Origin of the sequence: Niallia endozanthoxylica, assembly GCF_008710145.1 — a bacterium.
In the GTDB taxonomy this organism is placed as follows: Bacteria; Bacillota; Bacilli; order Bacillales; family Cytobacillaceae; genus Bacillus_BD; species Bacillus_BD endozanthoxylica.
Genome location: NZ_VYKL01000014.1, coordinates 103,249 through 119,624, shown reverse-complemented (window position 1 = coordinate 119,624; position 16,376 = coordinate 103,249). Strand labels below are relative to the sequence as shown.

General features: G+C 37.8%; 18 protein-coding genes and 1 riboswitch. Of the genes, 14 read left to right on the top strand and 4 right to left on the bottom strand.

Annotated elements, in window-relative coordinates; translation table 11 throughout:
• Positions 1 to 78 precede the first annotated feature (78 nt).
• Together F4V44_RS06955 and thrC are read left to right on the top strand one after the other, a co-directional pair.
• Complete coding sequence (locus F4V44_RS06955) at positions 79 to 480, top strand: hypothetical protein (protein ID WP_223881826.1); 402 nt, start codon at positions 79 to 81, stop codon at positions 478 to 480.
• Positions 481 to 942: 462 nt separating this feature from the next.
• On the top strand, positions 943 to 2,355 hold the full coding sequence (gene thrC / locus F4V44_RS06950; RefSeq protein ID WP_150439274.1) for a threonine synthase: 1,413 nt from the start codon (positions 943 to 945) through the stop codon (positions 2,353 to 2,355).
• Positions 2,356 to 2,493: 138 nt separating this feature from the next.
• Here thrC and F4V44_RS06945 read toward each other — a convergent pair whose 3' ends face one another.
• Both F4V44_RS06945 and F4V44_RS06940 read right to left on the bottom strand, forming a co-directional pair.
• The gene (locus tag F4V44_RS06945; protein ID WP_150439273.1) at positions 2,494 to 2,808 is read right to left on the bottom strand and encodes a DMT family transporter; all 315 of its coding nucleotides are present in this window, start codon (positions 2,806 to 2,808) and stop codon (positions 2,494 to 2,496) included.
• Positions 2,808 to 3,149, bottom strand: a complete 342-nt coding sequence (locus F4V44_RS06940) for a DMT family transporter (protein ID WP_150439272.1) — start codon at positions 3,147 to 3,149, stop codon at positions 2,808 to 2,810. The genes F4V44_RS06945 and F4V44_RS06940 overlap by 1 nt, the downstream gene beginning before the upstream one ends.
• A 59-nt stretch (positions 3,150 to 3,208) precedes the next feature.
• Positions 3,209 to 3,305, bottom strand: a riboswitch (guanidine-I (ykkC/yxkD leader).
• Between the two features lie 374 nt (positions 3,306 to 3,679).
• Between F4V44_RS06940 and nikR the strand changes: the two genes are divergently transcribed.
• The 7 genes from nikR (at position 3,680) to F4V44_RS06905 (ending at position 9,863) form a co-directional block, all read left to right on the top strand.
• Entirely contained in the window at positions 3,680 to 4,099 is a 420-nt protein-coding gene (nikR, locus tag F4V44_RS06935; protein WP_150439271.1) for a nickel-responsive transcriptional regulator NikR, read from the top strand.
• A 162-nt stretch (positions 4,100 to 4,261) separates the two neighbouring features.
• Positions 4,262 to 5,866, top strand: coding sequence for an ABC transporter substrate-binding protein (locus F4V44_RS06930; RefSeq protein ID WP_150439270.1), 1,605 nt, complete (start codon positions 4,262 to 4,264; stop codon positions 5,864 to 5,866).
• A gap of 16 nt (positions 5,867 to 5,882) precedes the next feature.
• A complete protein-coding gene (locus tag F4V44_RS06925; protein WP_396897486.1) occupies positions 5,883 to 6,869 on the top strand; it encodes an ABC transporter permease in 987 nt (328 codons plus the stop codon).
• Positions 6,866 to 7,702: an ABC transporter permease gene (locus F4V44_RS06920; RefSeq protein ID WP_150439268.1), complete on the top strand. Its 837-nt coding sequence runs from the start codon at positions 6,866 to 6,868 to the stop codon at positions 7,700 to 7,702. The genes F4V44_RS06925 and F4V44_RS06920 overlap by 4 nt, the downstream gene beginning before the upstream one ends.
• Positions 7,703 to 7,759: 57 nt before the next feature.
• On the top strand, positions 7,760 to 8,683 hold the full coding sequence (locus F4V44_RS06915; protein WP_150439267.1) for an ABC transporter ATP-binding protein: 924 nt from the start codon (positions 7,760 to 7,762) through the stop codon (positions 8,681 to 8,683).
• Complete coding sequence (locus F4V44_RS06910; RefSeq protein WP_150439266.1) at positions 8,673 to 9,278, top strand: ABC transporter ATP-binding protein; 606 nt, start codon at positions 8,673 to 8,675, stop codon at positions 9,276 to 9,278. The genes F4V44_RS06915 and F4V44_RS06910 overlap by 11 nt, the downstream gene beginning before the upstream one ends.
• A 300-nt stretch (positions 9,279 to 9,578) precedes the next feature.
• The gene (locus tag F4V44_RS06905) at positions 9,579 to 9,863 is read left to right on the top strand and encodes a DNA-binding protein (RefSeq protein ID WP_150439265.1); all 285 of its coding nucleotides are present in this window, start codon (positions 9,579 to 9,581) and stop codon (positions 9,861 to 9,863) included.
• Between the two features lie 82 nt (positions 9,864 to 9,945).
• Here F4V44_RS06905 and F4V44_RS06900 read toward each other — a convergent pair whose 3' ends face one another.
• Together F4V44_RS06900 and F4V44_RS06895 are read right to left on the bottom strand one after the other, a co-directional pair.
• A complete protein-coding gene (locus F4V44_RS06900) occupies positions 9,946 to 10,329 on the bottom strand; it encodes a globin domain-containing protein (protein WP_150439264.1) in 384 nt (127 codons plus the stop codon).
• A gap of 362 nt (positions 10,330 to 10,691) precedes the next feature.
• Positions 10,692 to 11,570, bottom strand: coding sequence for a LysR family transcriptional regulator (locus F4V44_RS06895; RefSeq protein WP_150439263.1), 879 nt, complete (start codon positions 11,568 to 11,570; stop codon positions 10,692 to 10,694).
• Positions 11,571 to 11,867: 297 nt separating this feature from the next.
• Here F4V44_RS06895 and F4V44_RS06890 point away from each other — a divergent pair, with 297 nt between their 5' ends.
• The 5 genes from F4V44_RS06890 to F4V44_RS06870 all read left to right on the top strand — a co-directional run bounded on the left by F4V44_RS06890 (position 11,868) and on the right by F4V44_RS06870 (position 16,376).
• Positions 11,868 to 12,683: an alpha/beta fold hydrolase gene (locus tag F4V44_RS06890; RefSeq protein WP_150439262.1), complete on the top strand. Its 816-nt coding sequence runs from the start codon at positions 11,868 to 11,870 to the stop codon at positions 12,681 to 12,683.
• Between the two features lie 83 nt (positions 12,684 to 12,766).
• Positions 12,767 to 13,543 carry an SDR family NAD(P)-dependent oxidoreductase gene (locus tag F4V44_RS06885; RefSeq protein ID WP_150439261.1) on the top strand — a complete coding sequence of 259 codons (777 nt, stop codon included), beginning with the start codon at positions 12,767 to 12,769 and terminating at the stop codon, positions 13,541 to 13,543.
• A 24-nt stretch (positions 13,544 to 13,567) separates the two neighbouring features.
• A complete protein-coding gene (locus F4V44_RS06880; protein WP_223881824.1) occupies positions 13,568 to 14,578 on the top strand; it encodes an amidohydrolase family protein in 1,011 nt (336 codons plus the stop codon).
• 38 nt (positions 14,579 to 14,616) lie between these two features.
• Entirely contained in the window at positions 14,617 to 15,900 is a 1,284-nt protein-coding gene (locus F4V44_RS06875) for an aromatic ring-hydroxylating oxygenase subunit alpha (protein WP_150439260.1), read from the top strand.
• Positions 15,897 to 16,376: an aromatic-ring-hydroxylating dioxygenase subunit beta gene (locus F4V44_RS06870; RefSeq protein WP_150439259.1), complete on the top strand. Its 480-nt coding sequence runs from the start codon at positions 15,897 to 15,899 to the stop codon at positions 16,374 to 16,376. The genes F4V44_RS06875 and F4V44_RS06870 overlap by 4 nt, the downstream gene beginning before the upstream one ends.

Here is a 16,376-nt window from a genome sequence, read left to right as displayed (position 1 = left end):
CATTTTGTCGGTACAAGATGATAGGCAATTGATTAAAGAATAGGATGATGTGAGTGTAAAAAGTAAGGAGTGAATTCTATGTATCCTGGTGAAATACAGCCATATTATATCAATCCGTATGGTCAACAAACTTATTTATTTCCAACACCATTCCTAGAGAATTATTACTATGCAATCCCTGATGAAAGACAATTTGGTGGTTTTCAACCTCCTGGTCAAGGTTCAACTGCTGGGCCGCCAACTTCACCACCGCCATCTTTTGTACCTCAACAACAGGTAGAAGCTTATGCAGTTGACCCAGGTGGTATTAGAGGATGTTTATTCAGACACACATATATATGGCTGAGAGGTTTTGAACAATTTTGGTATTATCCAACATTTGTTGGTAGAACCTCTGTCTCGGGGTACCGTTGGACTGGAAATAGATGGGTTTATTTCGGAATCAGCTTACGACAAATTCAATCATTTACCTGCTATTAGAAAGGTAAAAAACGATTACCTAGTGAAAGGATGGGGCCATCAAGAGATGGCCTATTTTTTATGCTAGAAATCAACATCATCCTGTAATAGGACATTTTAAAACTGTATTTTAACTGCATTTTAGAGCACATCAATCATCCCTAAAAGTAGAGAAATAATCAAAGGAAAACTGATAATAATATCCGTTGAATGGTCATTTTCACTTATATTCTCCTTTTAAATTGCAATATGTATTAATTGCGTATTATTTATTTAGTCCTATTATGAATAATTAATCATAAACCTACCTTAAATTTTTGTAAGAGTGGATTGATTTCTGTTATATTTACATAATAAATAAGCTAGTTAGTGTTAATCTTAGAGTATATTAAAAAATTCAGGTATTTCAGTATAATTCTTATTGACTCTAAACCGATTTTAGGTAACGATAAGAATATATCTTTTATAACTTTGGAGGACATTATGAAATACATTAGTACACGTGGGAATGTAAGCAAAATTGGTTTTATTGATACTGTTTTAATGGGGCTGGCTACGGACGGAGGATTGTTAGTTCCGGAAAAAATTCCGCAGCTGTCTGAAGAGAAACTGCAGGAATTGTCCAAGCTAAGCTATCAAGAATTAGCATTTGAAATTATTTCATATTATGTTGCTGGCGAAATTCCTGAAAACGAACTAAAGGAATTAATTAACAAAAGCTATGGTACTTTCCGTTCATCCGAGGTCACTCCGGTTGTAAAGCTGAAGGATGACATGTATGTACTGGAATTGTTCCACGGCCCGACCTTTGCCTTTAAAGATGTGGCGCTGCAATTTTTAGGGAATCTATATTCTTATATTGCAAAGAAGACGGGAGTAACTATCAATATTCTTGGTGCAACTTCTGGTGATACAGGAGCATCTGCCATTGAAGGTGTAAGGGGTAAAGAAGGCATCCGCATTTGTATACTGCATCCTCATGGAAAGGTAAGTAAGGTGCAAGAGCTGCAAATGACGACCGTTGATGATGAAAGTGTGTTAAATTTGGCAATTGAAGGAACGTTTGATGACGGTCAGCGAATTATCAAGGAAATCTTTGCTGATTTAGATTTCAAAGAAAAATATCATCTTCGTGCCATAAATTCCATTAACTTTGCCCGCATATTAGCGCAAACAGTCTATTATTTCTATGCTTATTTCCAAGTAGCAAAAGAAAAAGACATTCAGAGCCTTAACTTTAGTGTACCGACAGGAAACTTCGGAGACATTTTTGCTGGCTATTTAGCGAAGAGAATGGGTCTGCCTGTTGGAAAGCTAATTGTTGCTACAAATGAAAATAATATTCTAGAGCGCTTCATTAAAGAAGGAGTTTACCAACCAGGTGAGTTCCACAGCACCTATAGTCCTTCAATGGATATTCAGGTAGCAAGCAACTTTGAGCGTTATTTATACTATCTATTAGGTGAAAGTTCTAATGCAACTACAGTCTTTATGGATCAGTTTAAAGCTGAAGGAAAGATAACAGTCAACGAAGAGCAACTGCGTCAAGTACAAGCAGATTTTGCGGCTTATGGGGTACAGGGCGAAGAGTGCTTGAACACGATTAGTAAGTATCATGGGGAAACAAACTATCTATTAGATCCACATACTTCATGTGGTGTTGCTGCATATGAAGCATGCAATGAGCAAGGGGAAACTTGTGTAACTCTTTCTACTGCCCATCCAGCAAAATTCAATGAATCGATTGAACGTTGTGAGATTGAACAAACCTATCCGGAAGAAATTAAGGCGTTGTTTGAAAAGCCACAATATCTAGAAGTGGTTGAAGCAAGCAATGAGGAAATCTGCCGCCAGCTTGAAAAGCATTTTCGTTCTTCTTTAGCAGATGTGAAGTAAAGTTAAAAATCAGCAGTGGAAATTCGTATTCTACTGCTGGTTTTTTATTTTTTACGGATGAGTCAAAAATCTGACTGATCAACATGATTCGTTAACATAGTCTATTTTATTAGCCATATTAACTTATTTTCCTTACTCTTATGAAACTAGTTTTAGTCCAATGGCAGCAGATAAAACCATGGCAATAAAAACGAGTCTCTTCCAGTCTTTGGATTCACCATAAAAGATCATTCCAACAAAGGTACCGCCAACGACACCAATTCCTGTCCAAATCGCATACGCTGTCCCCATAGGAATAACATTCATGGAATAACTTAATAATAGAAGACTTAAACCAAATCCCAAAATTAATAATACAATTGTTTGCCCATTGCGTTTTACCGACAATTGATTAATCATGGCGACACCAAATGCCTCGAATAAGCCGGCTAAAATTAAAGAAAACCAAGCCATTAGGATTCAGCTCCTTCCTCACTCTTGTTATCTGTAACTAATTTCAAACCCATCACACCCATCAATAGTAATCCGATTAAAAGGATTTTTGCCCATTTGAACGGTTCTCCAAAGAATAGAATCTCCGAAATGACCGTACCTGCTGTACCTAATCCGACAAAAATGGCATAGACGGTCCCAGCGGGGAGCACTTGTGCGGCTGTAATCATTAAATAATTACTGATAATGAGAGCAATGATGGTACCAGTCCAAGTCCAAAAGTCATAGGCGTGAGCTAATCCAATTACCCAAAAAACTTCCAAAAAGGCTGCAACAAATACTTTTATCCAGTTTTGATTCATTCTATAGCACCTCCAATCGATTATCGAAACAAAAAAGCCTGAGAGATCTGATGAACAGTATCTCCCAGGCTTTTATCCTTCCGTGGCACGTCTAAGCGTGAGTTTTCTCTCGGACCAGTCCAATACAATGATTGCGGAACCCTAGAAAACATTTAATATATACAATTACCGTATATTATACACAAATTTTATCGAATATTGAAGAGGAAAGTAAAGCGATAATTGTTTCTAGTATTCTGAGTTCTCCTTCTTTTTCCTTGTTAGCAGTTTTGACAGGCAAGAACTTACTTAAACTCAAAAAGACTGTTGAAAAAAAACTTGATTTAAAATATCTATGATTATAGTATTAGTGTTAATATTTGGAACAAACCGTACTTAAGGATTTGATTCTATGTTTTTTATCAAAATAGAGGTTATTGAAGTGTTTAAACATGCAAATATAACGTTCAGCATGTATAAAGGTGCTACAAATTTTAAAATTCGTGTTACTTAATTGAAAATTTAAGACAAAAAAGAAAGGATGTTGCCGTGTGCAAGATTCAACATTAAAACGATTTGGTGTTTCAATGGAGGGGAATTTGCTTGAGAAGTTTGACCTTTTAGTAAAACAGAAAGGATATGAAAATCGTTCTGAAGCCGTTCGAGATCTTGTCCGTGATGCGCTTATTCAACAATTATGGGAAGGTGATGAACAAATTGTTGCAGGAAGTATTCTATTATTCTATAACCATCATCAACGAAATCTGCTTGAGGAAATGACAAACATTCAGCATAGCGTACACAATTTAATTATTGCAACAACACATTTCCATTTAAATCACGAGAGTTGCCTTGAAATAATCGTCGTGAAAGGAAAAGTAAAAGATATCCAGCAGCTCAGCAATAAGTTGACAAGTTTAAAAGGAGTGGCATACGGAAAGTTTACCGTAGCGCCTGTAGATCAGATTTAATAGTTGAATAACGTTTTTTCCTGTTTGTACCCCATACAGTGAAAATATCCTTTCATAAAGGTACAAATCTATATGAAAGGTTTTAAATAAATGATAAAAACCTCCAGCAGCCTTAGGTGTGTAAGTTTTAAGAGGAATGAAAACTCGAGTAAGGAGTGTTAAATGATGAAGAAATGGATTGGACTAATCGCTTTCGTTATTTTTGCCCTTTCTACTATATTAGTAGGGTGTACACCAGAAAAATCGGATCAATCTAAGGAAGAAAACAACAGGGATGAGCTTATGCTATCTGTTGAAGGAGAACCTGATACAGGGTTTGATCCAACAACTGGTTGGGGACGTTATGGCTCACCATTATTCCAAAGTACATTATTAAAAAGAGATAATGACCTCAATATTGTCAATGATATTGCAACAGGTTACGAAGTGAGTGAAGACGGTAAGATTTGGACGGTTCTTTTACGTGATGATGTTAAGTTTTCAGATGGAAAAGTCTTAACAGCTGATGATGTAAAATTTACGTTCGAAACAGCACAAAAGAATGGTTCAGTAGTCGATCTTAATGTATTGGAGAAAGTCGAAGCAGTTGATGACTTCAAAGTAACATTTACGTTAAAGGAAGCACAATCAACATTTATTAACTCTCTAGTTGTAACCGGAATTGTTCCAAAACATGCATATGGAAAGGATTATGCAGAAAATCCAATTGGCTCAGGTCCTTATCAACTTGTTCAGTGGGATAAGGGCCAGCAACTTATTGTCAAGGCTAACCCTGAATATTATGGTAAACAGCCTTATTTTCAAAAAGTCACCTTTTTATTCTTAAATGAAGATGCTACATTTGCTGCTGCTCAAGCAGGAAAATTGGATGTCGCAGCGATTCCAGCTTCATTTAGTAAGCAACAAGTGCCTAGCATGAGGTTAGAAGTAGTAAAATCAGTCGATAATCGTGGGATTGTGTTTCCATATGTGAAATCAGGAGATGTGACGGAAGACGGTTTACCAATTGGTAACGATGTGACAGCAGATTCAGCCATACGTCATGCAATTAATATGGCCGTTGATAGACAAGCACTCATTGACGGAGTATTAGAGGGATACGGATCAAAAGCTTTTACTTCTGTAGATGGTCTGCCTTGGTGGAATCCAGAGACTGTTTTTGAAGATGGAGATATGGAAGGTGCGAAAACACTATTAAAAGATGCTGGTTGGAAGGATGCAGATGGTGACGGTATTTTAGAAAAAGACACTTTGAAAGCTGAGTTTAGTTTATATTATCCAGCAGACGATGCCATTCGCCAATCTCTTGCGATTGCTGTTGCTGATATGGTGAAGCCACTTGGAATTAACATAAAAGTTGAGGGAGCAAGCTGGGATACGATTGAACAGAAGATGCATTCACATGCTGTACTCATGGGATGGGGAAGTCATGACCCACATGAAATGTATAACGTATATAGCAGCAAATATGCGGGTATAGATTACTATAACACTGGTTTTTATAAAAATAAAAAAGTAGATGAATATTTTGAAAAAGCTCTAGCAGCTACAGATTCAAAAGAAGCTATGGAGAATTGGAAGAAAGCACAATGGGATGGAACAACCGGCTTGAGCGCAAAAGGGGACGCACCATGGGCATGGCTAGTCAACATCGACCATTTGTATTTGGTCAAAGACGGTCTTGATATTGGAAAACAAAGAATCCAGCCACATGGACACGGTTGGCCGGTGACAAACAATATTGAAGAATGGAAATGGGCTGAGTAAGGTGGGGAAGGTAGAGATCAAAAAACTAGGAATCTTTGTTTTTTTGAAATGTATAAGAATGGCAACTTTATTAGTTGCTATTTGTTTCATTTCCTTTCTATTAATAAAAAACTCACCCATTGATCCTATTCAAGCCTATATCGGCGCGGATATGTTAAAAGTCGGACCAGAGCAAAGGGAGAAGATTGCTGAATATTGGGGATTAAATCAACCCATTTTGGTGCAGTTTTTTAATTGGGGCTCTGCGTTGCTGACAGGGGACATGGGGACTTCTATGATCTATCGCCAGCCAGTTTCTGAAGTCATAAGTGAAAGGTTTTTTCATTCCATTGTACTTATGCTAACAGCCTGGATTCTATCTGGAGTGATTGGATTTATAATGGGTGTTGTTGCGGCCATGAAAAAAGATACTTGGATCGATCGTTTGATTAAATGGTATTGTTATTTGCTTGCTTCTACCCCCACATTTTGGATGGGTCTTTTAGTTCTTATTATTTTTTCCGTCTGGCTTGGCTGGTTTCCAGTCGGTTTAGGTGTACCTGCTGGTGTCCTTGCTGAAGATGTTACGATAGGTGACCAAATCAAGCATCTGATTCTTCCAGCAATGACACTTAGTATTGTTGGAGTTGGTAATGTGGCCTTGCATACACGTCAGAAATTAATAGATGTTTTGGCTAGTGAATATGTGCTATTTGCAAGAGCAAGGGGCGAACGAGGCATTATTTTATTTTGGCGACATGGATTACGTAATATTGCAATACCAGCCATCACGTTGCAATTTGCCGGATTTAGTGAGCTGTTTGGTGGAGCCGTTCTAGCTGAGCAAGTGTTTTCCTATCCCGGACTTGGACAAGCAACAGTAGAAGCTGGTTTACGTGGAGATGTTCCATTATTACTCGGTTTAGTATTATTTAGTGCCCTATTTGTTTTTGTAGGGAATTTAATAGCCGATCTGATTTACCATCTGTTAGATCCTAGAATGAGGGGGGGAAGATCGAAATGATTTCACCTCTTAAACTACTAAATAAAAGGCAGAGGATGTTGATTCTTACGATAGTAGCATTTGCCTTTTTAATGAGTGTTGTAGCAATAGGTATTTTCCTTGATGAGGGGAGAATTGCAACAAATCTTGAAAACCGAAATTATCCACCATCTCTGGAACATCCTTTTGGTACAGATTGGCTAGGCAGGGATATGTTTTCACGTACGTTCATGGGTCTTTCATTAAGTGTTGGAGTGGGCTTAATGGGTGCTTTTGGGAGTACATTCATCGCCATTATTCTGGGGATGATGGCTGCTACGATGGGGAAAATGGCTGACCGAATCGTTTCGTGGTTGATTGACCTTTTCTTAAGTGTGCCTCACCTGGTTACTCTTATTCTTATCGCTTTTTCGTTAGGCGGGGGATTTAAAGGAATCGTAATGGGAATTGCACTCACGCATTGGCCTAGCCTTGCTCGTATCATTCGTGCTGAAGTGATGCAAATACGTTCAGCCGAATTTGTTCAAGTTTCTAAAAAGATGGGAAAATCAAATGTGTGGATTGCAACGAAACATATTTTTCCACATGTTATTCCGCAAATTGTCGTTGGATTTATGTTGTTGTTTCCCCATGCCATCCTACATGAAGCAGCTGTCACTTTTTTAGGGCTTGGACTATCCCCGCATAAGCCGGCTATTGGAATTATTCTTTCAGAATCGATGAAATATTTGTCTTCTGGAATGTGGTGGCTCGCATTTTTCCCTGGACTTTGTTTACTTCTCGTTGTGCGTACATTTGACGTAATAGGTGAAAAATTACGTATTCTCATTGATCCAAATCGAGCTCATGAATAAAGAAGAATTAGATAAAGTAAGGGAAGCACCTACATTATTTTTATAAAGGAGAAATGTATGCCTATTCTTGAAGTAGAAAATTTATCCGTTTCATTCAAACAGTATACAGTGGGGCTAAAGTATAAAAAAAGTACAGTGATATCAAGTTTAGATGTAACAATGGAAGAAGGGGAAATCCTTGTGGTAGTGGGAGCAAGTGGATCGGGGAAAAGTTTACTTGCCCATGCCATATTAGGGATTCTTCCTAGCAATGCTATAACGAGTGGTGTTATTAAATATGCAGGAGAGGAATTAACGCCTGCTCGTCAACGTGTGTTACGTGGTAGTGAAATCGCATTAATTCCTCAATCGGTCAATTATCTTGATCCACTTATGCGCGTCGGCTCACAGGTTCGAACATCCGTTAAGAATGGGAATGCTCAAGCGAAACAAAGAGAAGTTTTTAATCGTTATCACTTAAAAACTGAGGTAGAGAAGATGTATCCATTTCAATTATCAGGGGGTATGGCTAGAAGAACACTTGTAGCAACTGCGATGGTTAGTGGAGCCCGGGTAATCATCGCTGATGAACCAACACCTGGCCTTGATTCTGCTGTTATATCAGAAGCACTTAACCATTTAAAGGAATTTGCTGACAATGGATGTGCTGTCATGCTTATAACACATGACATTGAATCAGCGCTCAAAATTGCTGATAAAATTGCGGTATTTTATGCAGGAACAACCGTGGAAATTTCGCCCGTTGAACATTTTAGTGGAAAGGGTGAGCAGTTAAGACACCCTTATAGCAAAGCGTTATGGCGTGCGTTGCCGCAAAATGATTTCATCCCTATAGCCGGTTCACAACCACACCCAAATCAATTGCCATCTGGATGTTTATTTGCCCCTCGTTGTGAAATGGCTGCACCTGATTGCGAAAAAGTACGACCAGTGATGAGAAATCTACGTAATGGAATGGTGAGATGTAATCATGCAACTTAGAGCGCAAAATATTGCCTTTCGTTATGGAAAAGAACCTTGGCTATTTAAACATGTCAATTTCACATTAAATTCAGGGGAAATTGTTGGTTTAGTTGGACCTAGTGGATATGGGAAAACAACGCTTTGCCGGATATTAGCTGGCTATGAGGAACCATTTGAAGGAACGATAACGTTAGATGGATACCCTGTGCAAAAGAAAGGGTATCACCCAGTCCAACTAGTGTTTCAACACCCGGAAAAAGCGATTAACCCTCGTTGGAAAATGGGCAAAATTCTAAACGAGGGATGGCAGCCAAGTCAAGAATTACTTGAAGTATTAGGGATTGAGCAAGAATGGTTAACAAGATGGCCAAATGAACTATCTGGAGGGGAGTTACAAAGGATTTGTGTTGCTCGAGCTCTTGGCCCCAATACTCGGTTTCTAATTGCCGATGAAATGACAACCATGCTTGATGCAATCACACAGGCACAAATTTGGCAGGCTGTCATGGGTATAGCCAAAAAGAGAGAGATGGGCATAGTCGTTGTCAGTCATGAAGCTAAGCTAATTGAACGACTTTGTCATCGAGTGATTGAGTTAAATCATTTTAATTAATGGTAGCTTTGAAATAAAGTTTGAGCAAAAATACCTCACAAACCCGTATTTTACGACCCCTTTTACTTCTTATTCAATAATTGGGTGCTTTTCTTTAATATCACAAATGATAACTAAGCCGAAAATATGGAAGTTTTCATTCGTTTTATGCATATTTTTGGCTTTTTTTATATTCAAAAAACATACTGCTATAAACAGCGTTTCTAATTGCCTCGTGAAACAATTAATATAGAATGATAGAAACTTTTCATCTTATTTAATCGTATAATAGAAAAATCGATTGAAAAGGGGATTACTATATTGGATATAAGTTTTTTCTGGATTGGAATTGGATTAATTGGTTTAGGCTATTTCATTGGGGATGGATTAAAGAATTTTAAGAACCCTAAAGGAAGTCCAACACAATATCCTACATTAATTAAAGAAAAGGATTTGCATCTTTATTTAGGTTTAAGTAAAGAGGAGGTAAGCGAACTGTTAAGCAAATATCCTGATGCACCAAAGGTTGAGTTGAAAGGAACTACATATTATCCCTATCGGCATTTTTTAGATTGGATATCTTCTGTGGAAATTTATAAAAATTAACTAATTGGGTTAAACGGTAAAACAATGGAGGGCTGTCTCAACAAGGATTAAGTTACTTGTCTATGAGACAGTCCTCCGTGTATTAGGCTGAATTAACCATGATTCCAGCCACTTGCTGCAGCCGGCTGTAAAAAAATTCGCCTGCAGGATGTTGATCCAAGCCTACTTCTTCAAAGGCCTCCTTCATACAACGAAGCCAGCACTGGGCTCTTAATGGCGTAATTTCAAAAGGAAGATGACGCTGCCTCATGGCAGGCGGTCCGAATTCTTGACTGTAGAGAGCAGGTCCTCCAGTGAACTGGGTCAAAAACATTCGCTGTTTTCGCATGATTTCTTTAATGTTTCCTTCAAACAAAGGACTTAATTCTGGATTACTGTATACCTTTGGATAAAAAGCACGAACTAATTCCTCTATCTTTTCCGCACCGATTTGGTCATATAATGTAGATAAATTTGATTCACTCATCTTATGAACTCCCTTATTCAATATGTTTATATTATAAACGATTGAATATTTTCCGATTGTGATTTACTTCATACTCTGTAGAAAACATTTGGATATGGAACTTCTTTTACTTACAATTCCTGAGTGATAATTGATGTCAAAGATTATTTATCAGACGTAACTTTATTAATGGCTCTGTTAGCGACAAATGTTGAAAATAGCCTCTGTGACATATGGGCAGCTATTTTATTCAGCATGAATAACTTACTGAACGCATGCCACAGAGGAATTCGAAGCGCTAACATTAATGTTTAACAGAGCCTTATTAATAATAAAGGACTATTTTAATTGTTTTAGATAGAAAGAGGGGGGGAACCCCTCTGTTACTGCTGTATTTCATGATTAATAACGGAATAAATAATCTGTTTAATAGGTTGTTCAATACGGGAATTTTTTCTGTACTGTACATAGATATTATTTGGTACATTTTCAACTTTCTTTATTCGTTTCATCACGACTTTCATTTGGTCAAACTCATTTACTCCAAGTGAGGATGTAATTCCCACTCCAATACCGCTTCCAACAATTGATTTCACCATTTCGTTATTTCCAACTTCAATTCTTTTTATTTGCGGGACTCCGATAAGTTGTTTTTCAATTTCCGCCCAAATAGGCGTGTGACGCTGATAACAAATCAGCGTTTCCCCTTCTAAATCCTCTGGTACAATGACTTCTTTGTTTGCCAATCGATGATCCTTCCCACAAATAAGGATTAACTGATCTTCAAATAAAAATTCCGAAACGATATCAGGTTGTTGTGTATAGGCATTCCTTGTAAAAACAATATCTAGTTCCCCGGAGGTAATTTGCTCGTTTAACCGAAGAGAATCAATCCCCTCAAAGATAGAAACCTCTAAATCCTTTATAGATAAGATAGAAGTGATTAACTCTGTTAAAAATGAATAGGAAAAACCAGGAGAAAAACCAACCTTTACATGATGAAATTTAGCATGCCGAGTAGCCTCAATGGAATGCTTCATATTAGCTATGATTGTTTTAGCATAATCAAGAAATACTTTTCCTTCCTTGGAAAGAGCCAGATTTTTCCCATCCTTTTCAAATAATTTACACCCTAGTTCGTATTCCAAATTTTTAATTCTGGCCGATGCAGTAGGTTGTGAGACGTTTAATGCTTCTGCTGCTTTGGAAAAACTTTTATGTTCAATAACCGAAAAAAATGTATCTAATTGTACTGTGTCCATGAAGAGCTGCTCCTTATCATAGAATACTTATTTTGAAAATCAAAAGTGTGAAAGTAAATGATAGATTTACAACAACCTAAAGGAAAAACTTAGAGGAAACCACATTTCGAATAAGTTTTTTCTGTTAGATTTTAATAGAAAATGAAGCTATACTTGAGATAAGTCAAACAGATGGAAAATTCAAATCATTCTATCTATAAGATATAATTATACACTATTTTAATTGTTGGCATGTGAAATATCAAATAGCTGACGATCAAAACCTATTATTAAAATAGTAATATAAGGAGGATTACGATGTATCAATCAAAAAATATTGAGGTTAATGGCATTTCAACACACTATCTTGAAAGCGGGCAAGGTGAACCGATTCTTTTAATTCATGGATCAGGTCCAGGGGTTACAGCTGAAGCGAACTGGAGATTAGTTATTCCGAGACTTTCTGAGAATTTTCATGTATACGCACCGGATATTGTAGGTTTTGGCTATACAGAAAGACCTGAGGATATCCAATATGGAGTTGAAACATGGACCAATCACTTAATTAGTTTTATTGAAACGATTGGAGAAAGTCGTGTTCATATTATCGGAAATTCACTTGGAGGAGCATTAGCCTTACATATTGCGAATAAGAGACCTGATTTAGTGAACAGAATGGTTCTAATGGGGGCAGCAGGCCTGCCGTTTATGGTGACTTATGGTTTAGATAAAGTTTGGGGTTATGAACCAAGTGTAGAAAATATGAAGAGATTACTAGAAATTTTTGCTTACAACCAAGATTTTGCTACAGATGAGTTAGCTCAATTACGATATGAAGCTAGCATTCAACCAGGCTTACAGGAAGCTTTCTCAAAAATGTTTGCTGAACCTCGTCAAGAAAAACTGAATCAACTTGCCTTACCTGAGGAGCAGCTTAAGAAAATAGAACAACCTGTTTTAATGATTCACGGGCGGGAAGATATTGTCGTTCCTTATAAAGAAACAAGTTTAAGATATTTAGAACTACTTCCAAATTCTGAGCTTCATATTTTTTCAAAATGTGGACACTGGACTCAAATTGAGAAAAAGAACGAATTTGCTGAGCTTTGTGAAAACTTCTTTCTTCGGAATTAATCCATATCATTCTTTCAAAAGATTACATTCTAAAATGATATATGTAAACGGATTCAAAGATTAACATGAAGAGGTGTTGAGCAATGTCTATTCTAACAAATCACCCATCTTTTACAGGTCAAGTCGTGATTGTTACAGGTTCATCGCGTGGAATAGGAAAGACCATTGCAAGTAGCTTTGCGAGAGAAGGAGCAAAAGTTCTCATAACCGGTACCGAGGAGGAGCGTACCAAACAGGCAGCAGCTGAAATTGCTGAACAGTCGGCAGGAGAAATTGATTACTTTGTGGGTGATCTTTCTCTTGAAGAGAGTGTTACAGCAATGGTAGAGAAAACGGTAACTAAATGGAGAAAAATTGATATCCTTGTTAATAATGCTGGAGGCGGGGTTATAAGACCATTTTTAGAACAAACTCCAGAAACCCTGAAAACGACAATCGATCGAAATCTTTGGACATGCTTGTGGTCCTGTTATAAGGTTCTTCCTTACATGGTTGAGCAAAAGTTTGGAAGAGTCATAAACATTGGTGCAGACTCTGTTCGTAATGGACTATGGGAGCATGCGGCCTACAATGCAGCAAAAGGCGGTATGCATGCCTTAACGACAGGACTGGCCCGGGAGTTTGCGCAGTATGATATTACGGTTAATACCGTTGCGCCGCCAGCGGTGGAGTCAGGGGCTTTAGAGTTATATAAACAAAAACAACCGGAAACGGCGAAGAAAATGATTGATATCATTCCAAAAGGCAGAGGTGCCTACGAAGAGGAAATAGCTGATTCTGTTCTGTTTTTAGCCTCTGAAAAAACAACTTTTATTACAGGTCAAGTCATTAGTGTTAATGGCGGCAGTACAATGCTTTAATACACATGTTAATAATAGAGGGGCGTGAATGGGGAATTGATTGTTGATGTTCATACTCATTTTGTACCTGAACACTTACCTGACATGGGTAATCGGTTTGGCGGTGATCGATGGCCGGCTCTAAAGTGTAGTTGCGGACAAACCCACCATAAACAGATCATGATTTCGGGAAAACACTTCAGAACCATCACCGACCAATGCTGGAGTCCTGAAAGAAGAATAACCGATATGAATCAAGAGGATATTACGATACAAGTGTTATCACCCATGCCGGAATTATTATCCTATTGGTTTAAAGCTGAGGATACACTAGAATACTCACGCTATATTAATTTTGAATTATCGAAGTTTATCGAGAATGATTCAAATCGTTTTATTGGTCTTGGGATGGTCCCATTACAAGATCCTGAATTAGCGGCCAAAGAATTAAAAAGATTAAAAAATGACTTCGGTTTAAAAGGCGTTGAAGTAGGTACGAATATTAACGGCAGATTGATTGGAGATCCATTTTTCACACCATTTTTTGCAGAAGCGGAAGCTGAAGATATTTCAATCTTTATCCATGCCCTGCATCCAATTGGTAAAGAGCGAATCGTTGGACCTCCTGCCTTATCAGCTATTATTGGCTTTCCAACTGAAAATGCTTATGCCGTGGCTTCACTGATTACAGGAGGAATCCTAGAAAAATTTCCAAATTTAAAAATTTACGTTAGTCATGGTGGAGGAACCTTCGCTGCCTTATTACCTCGATTAACTTTTGGTTGGGAAAAGATGGAGGAAATAAGAAAAGTTTGTCCCCATCCACCAAGCTATTATGCCAAGAAAATGTATTACGATACTTTAGTGTATGACACCAACACGCTCCGTTATTTAATCCAACAGTTCGGTTCCAGTCAATTAATGATAGGGTCGGATTATCCTTTTCTAATCAGAGAGGAAAACCCAGGACATTGGATTCATGAGTTGAACATAAGTCAAGAAGAGAAAGACATGTTGACGTATAAAAATGCCTGCAATATATTCAGAATATTATGAATTATAAATAATTTATGGAATGATGAGGAGGAATTTTTATGAAAAAGTTTGTTGTTGAAGATAAGTTGAACTCCGAATTTTTAGTTCATCGCAGTGTTTTTACAGAACAGCAAATCTTAGAACGAGAGAAAAAAGAAATCTTCAGTAAGTGTTGGCTATATATCGGGCATGAATCAGAAATACCGAAAAATGGAGACTTTGTTCGAAGAAAAGTAGGCGGAAGAAATCTATTATTTACACGAGGCAGTGATGGTGTAGTTAGGGCTTTATACAATTCTTGTACACACCGCGGGGCACTTGTTTGTCGTGAAAATAAAGGGAATACAAAGGTGTTCCGCTGTTTCTATCACGCATGGAGCTTTACGAATAAAGGGGAATTAGTTGGAATGCCAGGTAAAGATGGCTTTTCTGAAACCTTTAACTGTAATGGATCCAAAAATTTAAAAGAGGTTACTAGGCTTGAATCCTATCGTGAATTTGTTTTCGTCAATTTCGATGACAACGCGATTTCGCTTGACGACTATCTAGGAAATGCAAAAGAATATCTTGATTTAGTTGCTGATCAGTCAGAATTAGGTATGGAAGTATTACTAGATCCACAGGAATATAGCGTCCGTGCAAACTGGAAGCTTTTATCTGAAAATAGCGTAGATTCTTATCACGGCATGCCGACGCATAAGACTTATTTTGAAATTGTGGCAACACGGGGCGGAGAATTGTCGAAGGGTGATCTACAGGGGGTGGGACTTGATCTAGGTAACGGCCACGCAGTAGTGGAATATACAGCACCTTGGGGAAGACCTGTCGGACGCTGGATTCCAGCCTGGGGGGAAGAAGGGCAGAAAGAAATCGATGAAATCACTCGTAAATTAGAAAATAAATTTGGAAAAGAAAGAGCGGAAAGGATTACCCAAAAGAATCGCAATCTCCTTATTTTCCCTAACTTGGTTATCAATGATATTATGGCGATCACCATTCGTACGTTCTATCCCATTGAACCAGGGTATATGGAAGTGACAGGCTATGCTTTAGCTGCAAAAGGAGAAAATGAGGAATTTAGACGGAGAAGAAATGATAACTTCTTGGAGTTTATTGGTCCAGGAGGGTTTGCTACTCCAGATGATAATGAAGCACTTGAGCTTTGTCAGGAAGGGTTCTTGAACAATCAAGAGGTAGAATGGAATGATATTTCTAAAGGAATGATTCGTGAGCAGCCACTTTCTAATGATGAAGAACAAATGCGTGGATTTTGGAGAAAATACAATGAAATCCTTTCCAATTCAAATTCTATAAACGTTGAAGAAGAGAAGGTGAAAGGATGAATATCACACGTCAAGCCATAGAGGATTTCTTATACATGGAAGCTGAACTTTTGGATGAGTGGAAATTAGAAGAGTGGGCGACCTTATTTTCATCTAACGGCTCCTATCTCATCCCGCCGATTGGAAACCCTAATGCAGACTCAGCTAAGTCTCTTTATCTCGTAAACGATGATAGAGCACGGCTTGAACAGAGGGCATTACGATTGTTAAAAAAAGAAGCCCATGTAGAATATCCGCACTCTTCAACGCTGAGAAATTACAATAATGTTCGAATGGTAGACCAAGATGAGAATTCTATTTCTGTTAAATGCAATTTTACCACCTACCGATCAAAACGAGCAGATCTTGATTCTTTCATTGGCGTCCTAGAATACAAATTGGTAATTGAAAATGAACAGTTAAAGATAGAGGAAAAGAAAGTAGTATTGAAGCTTGAAAGTTTACGTCCACAAGGAAAAGTAAGTTTAATATTATAA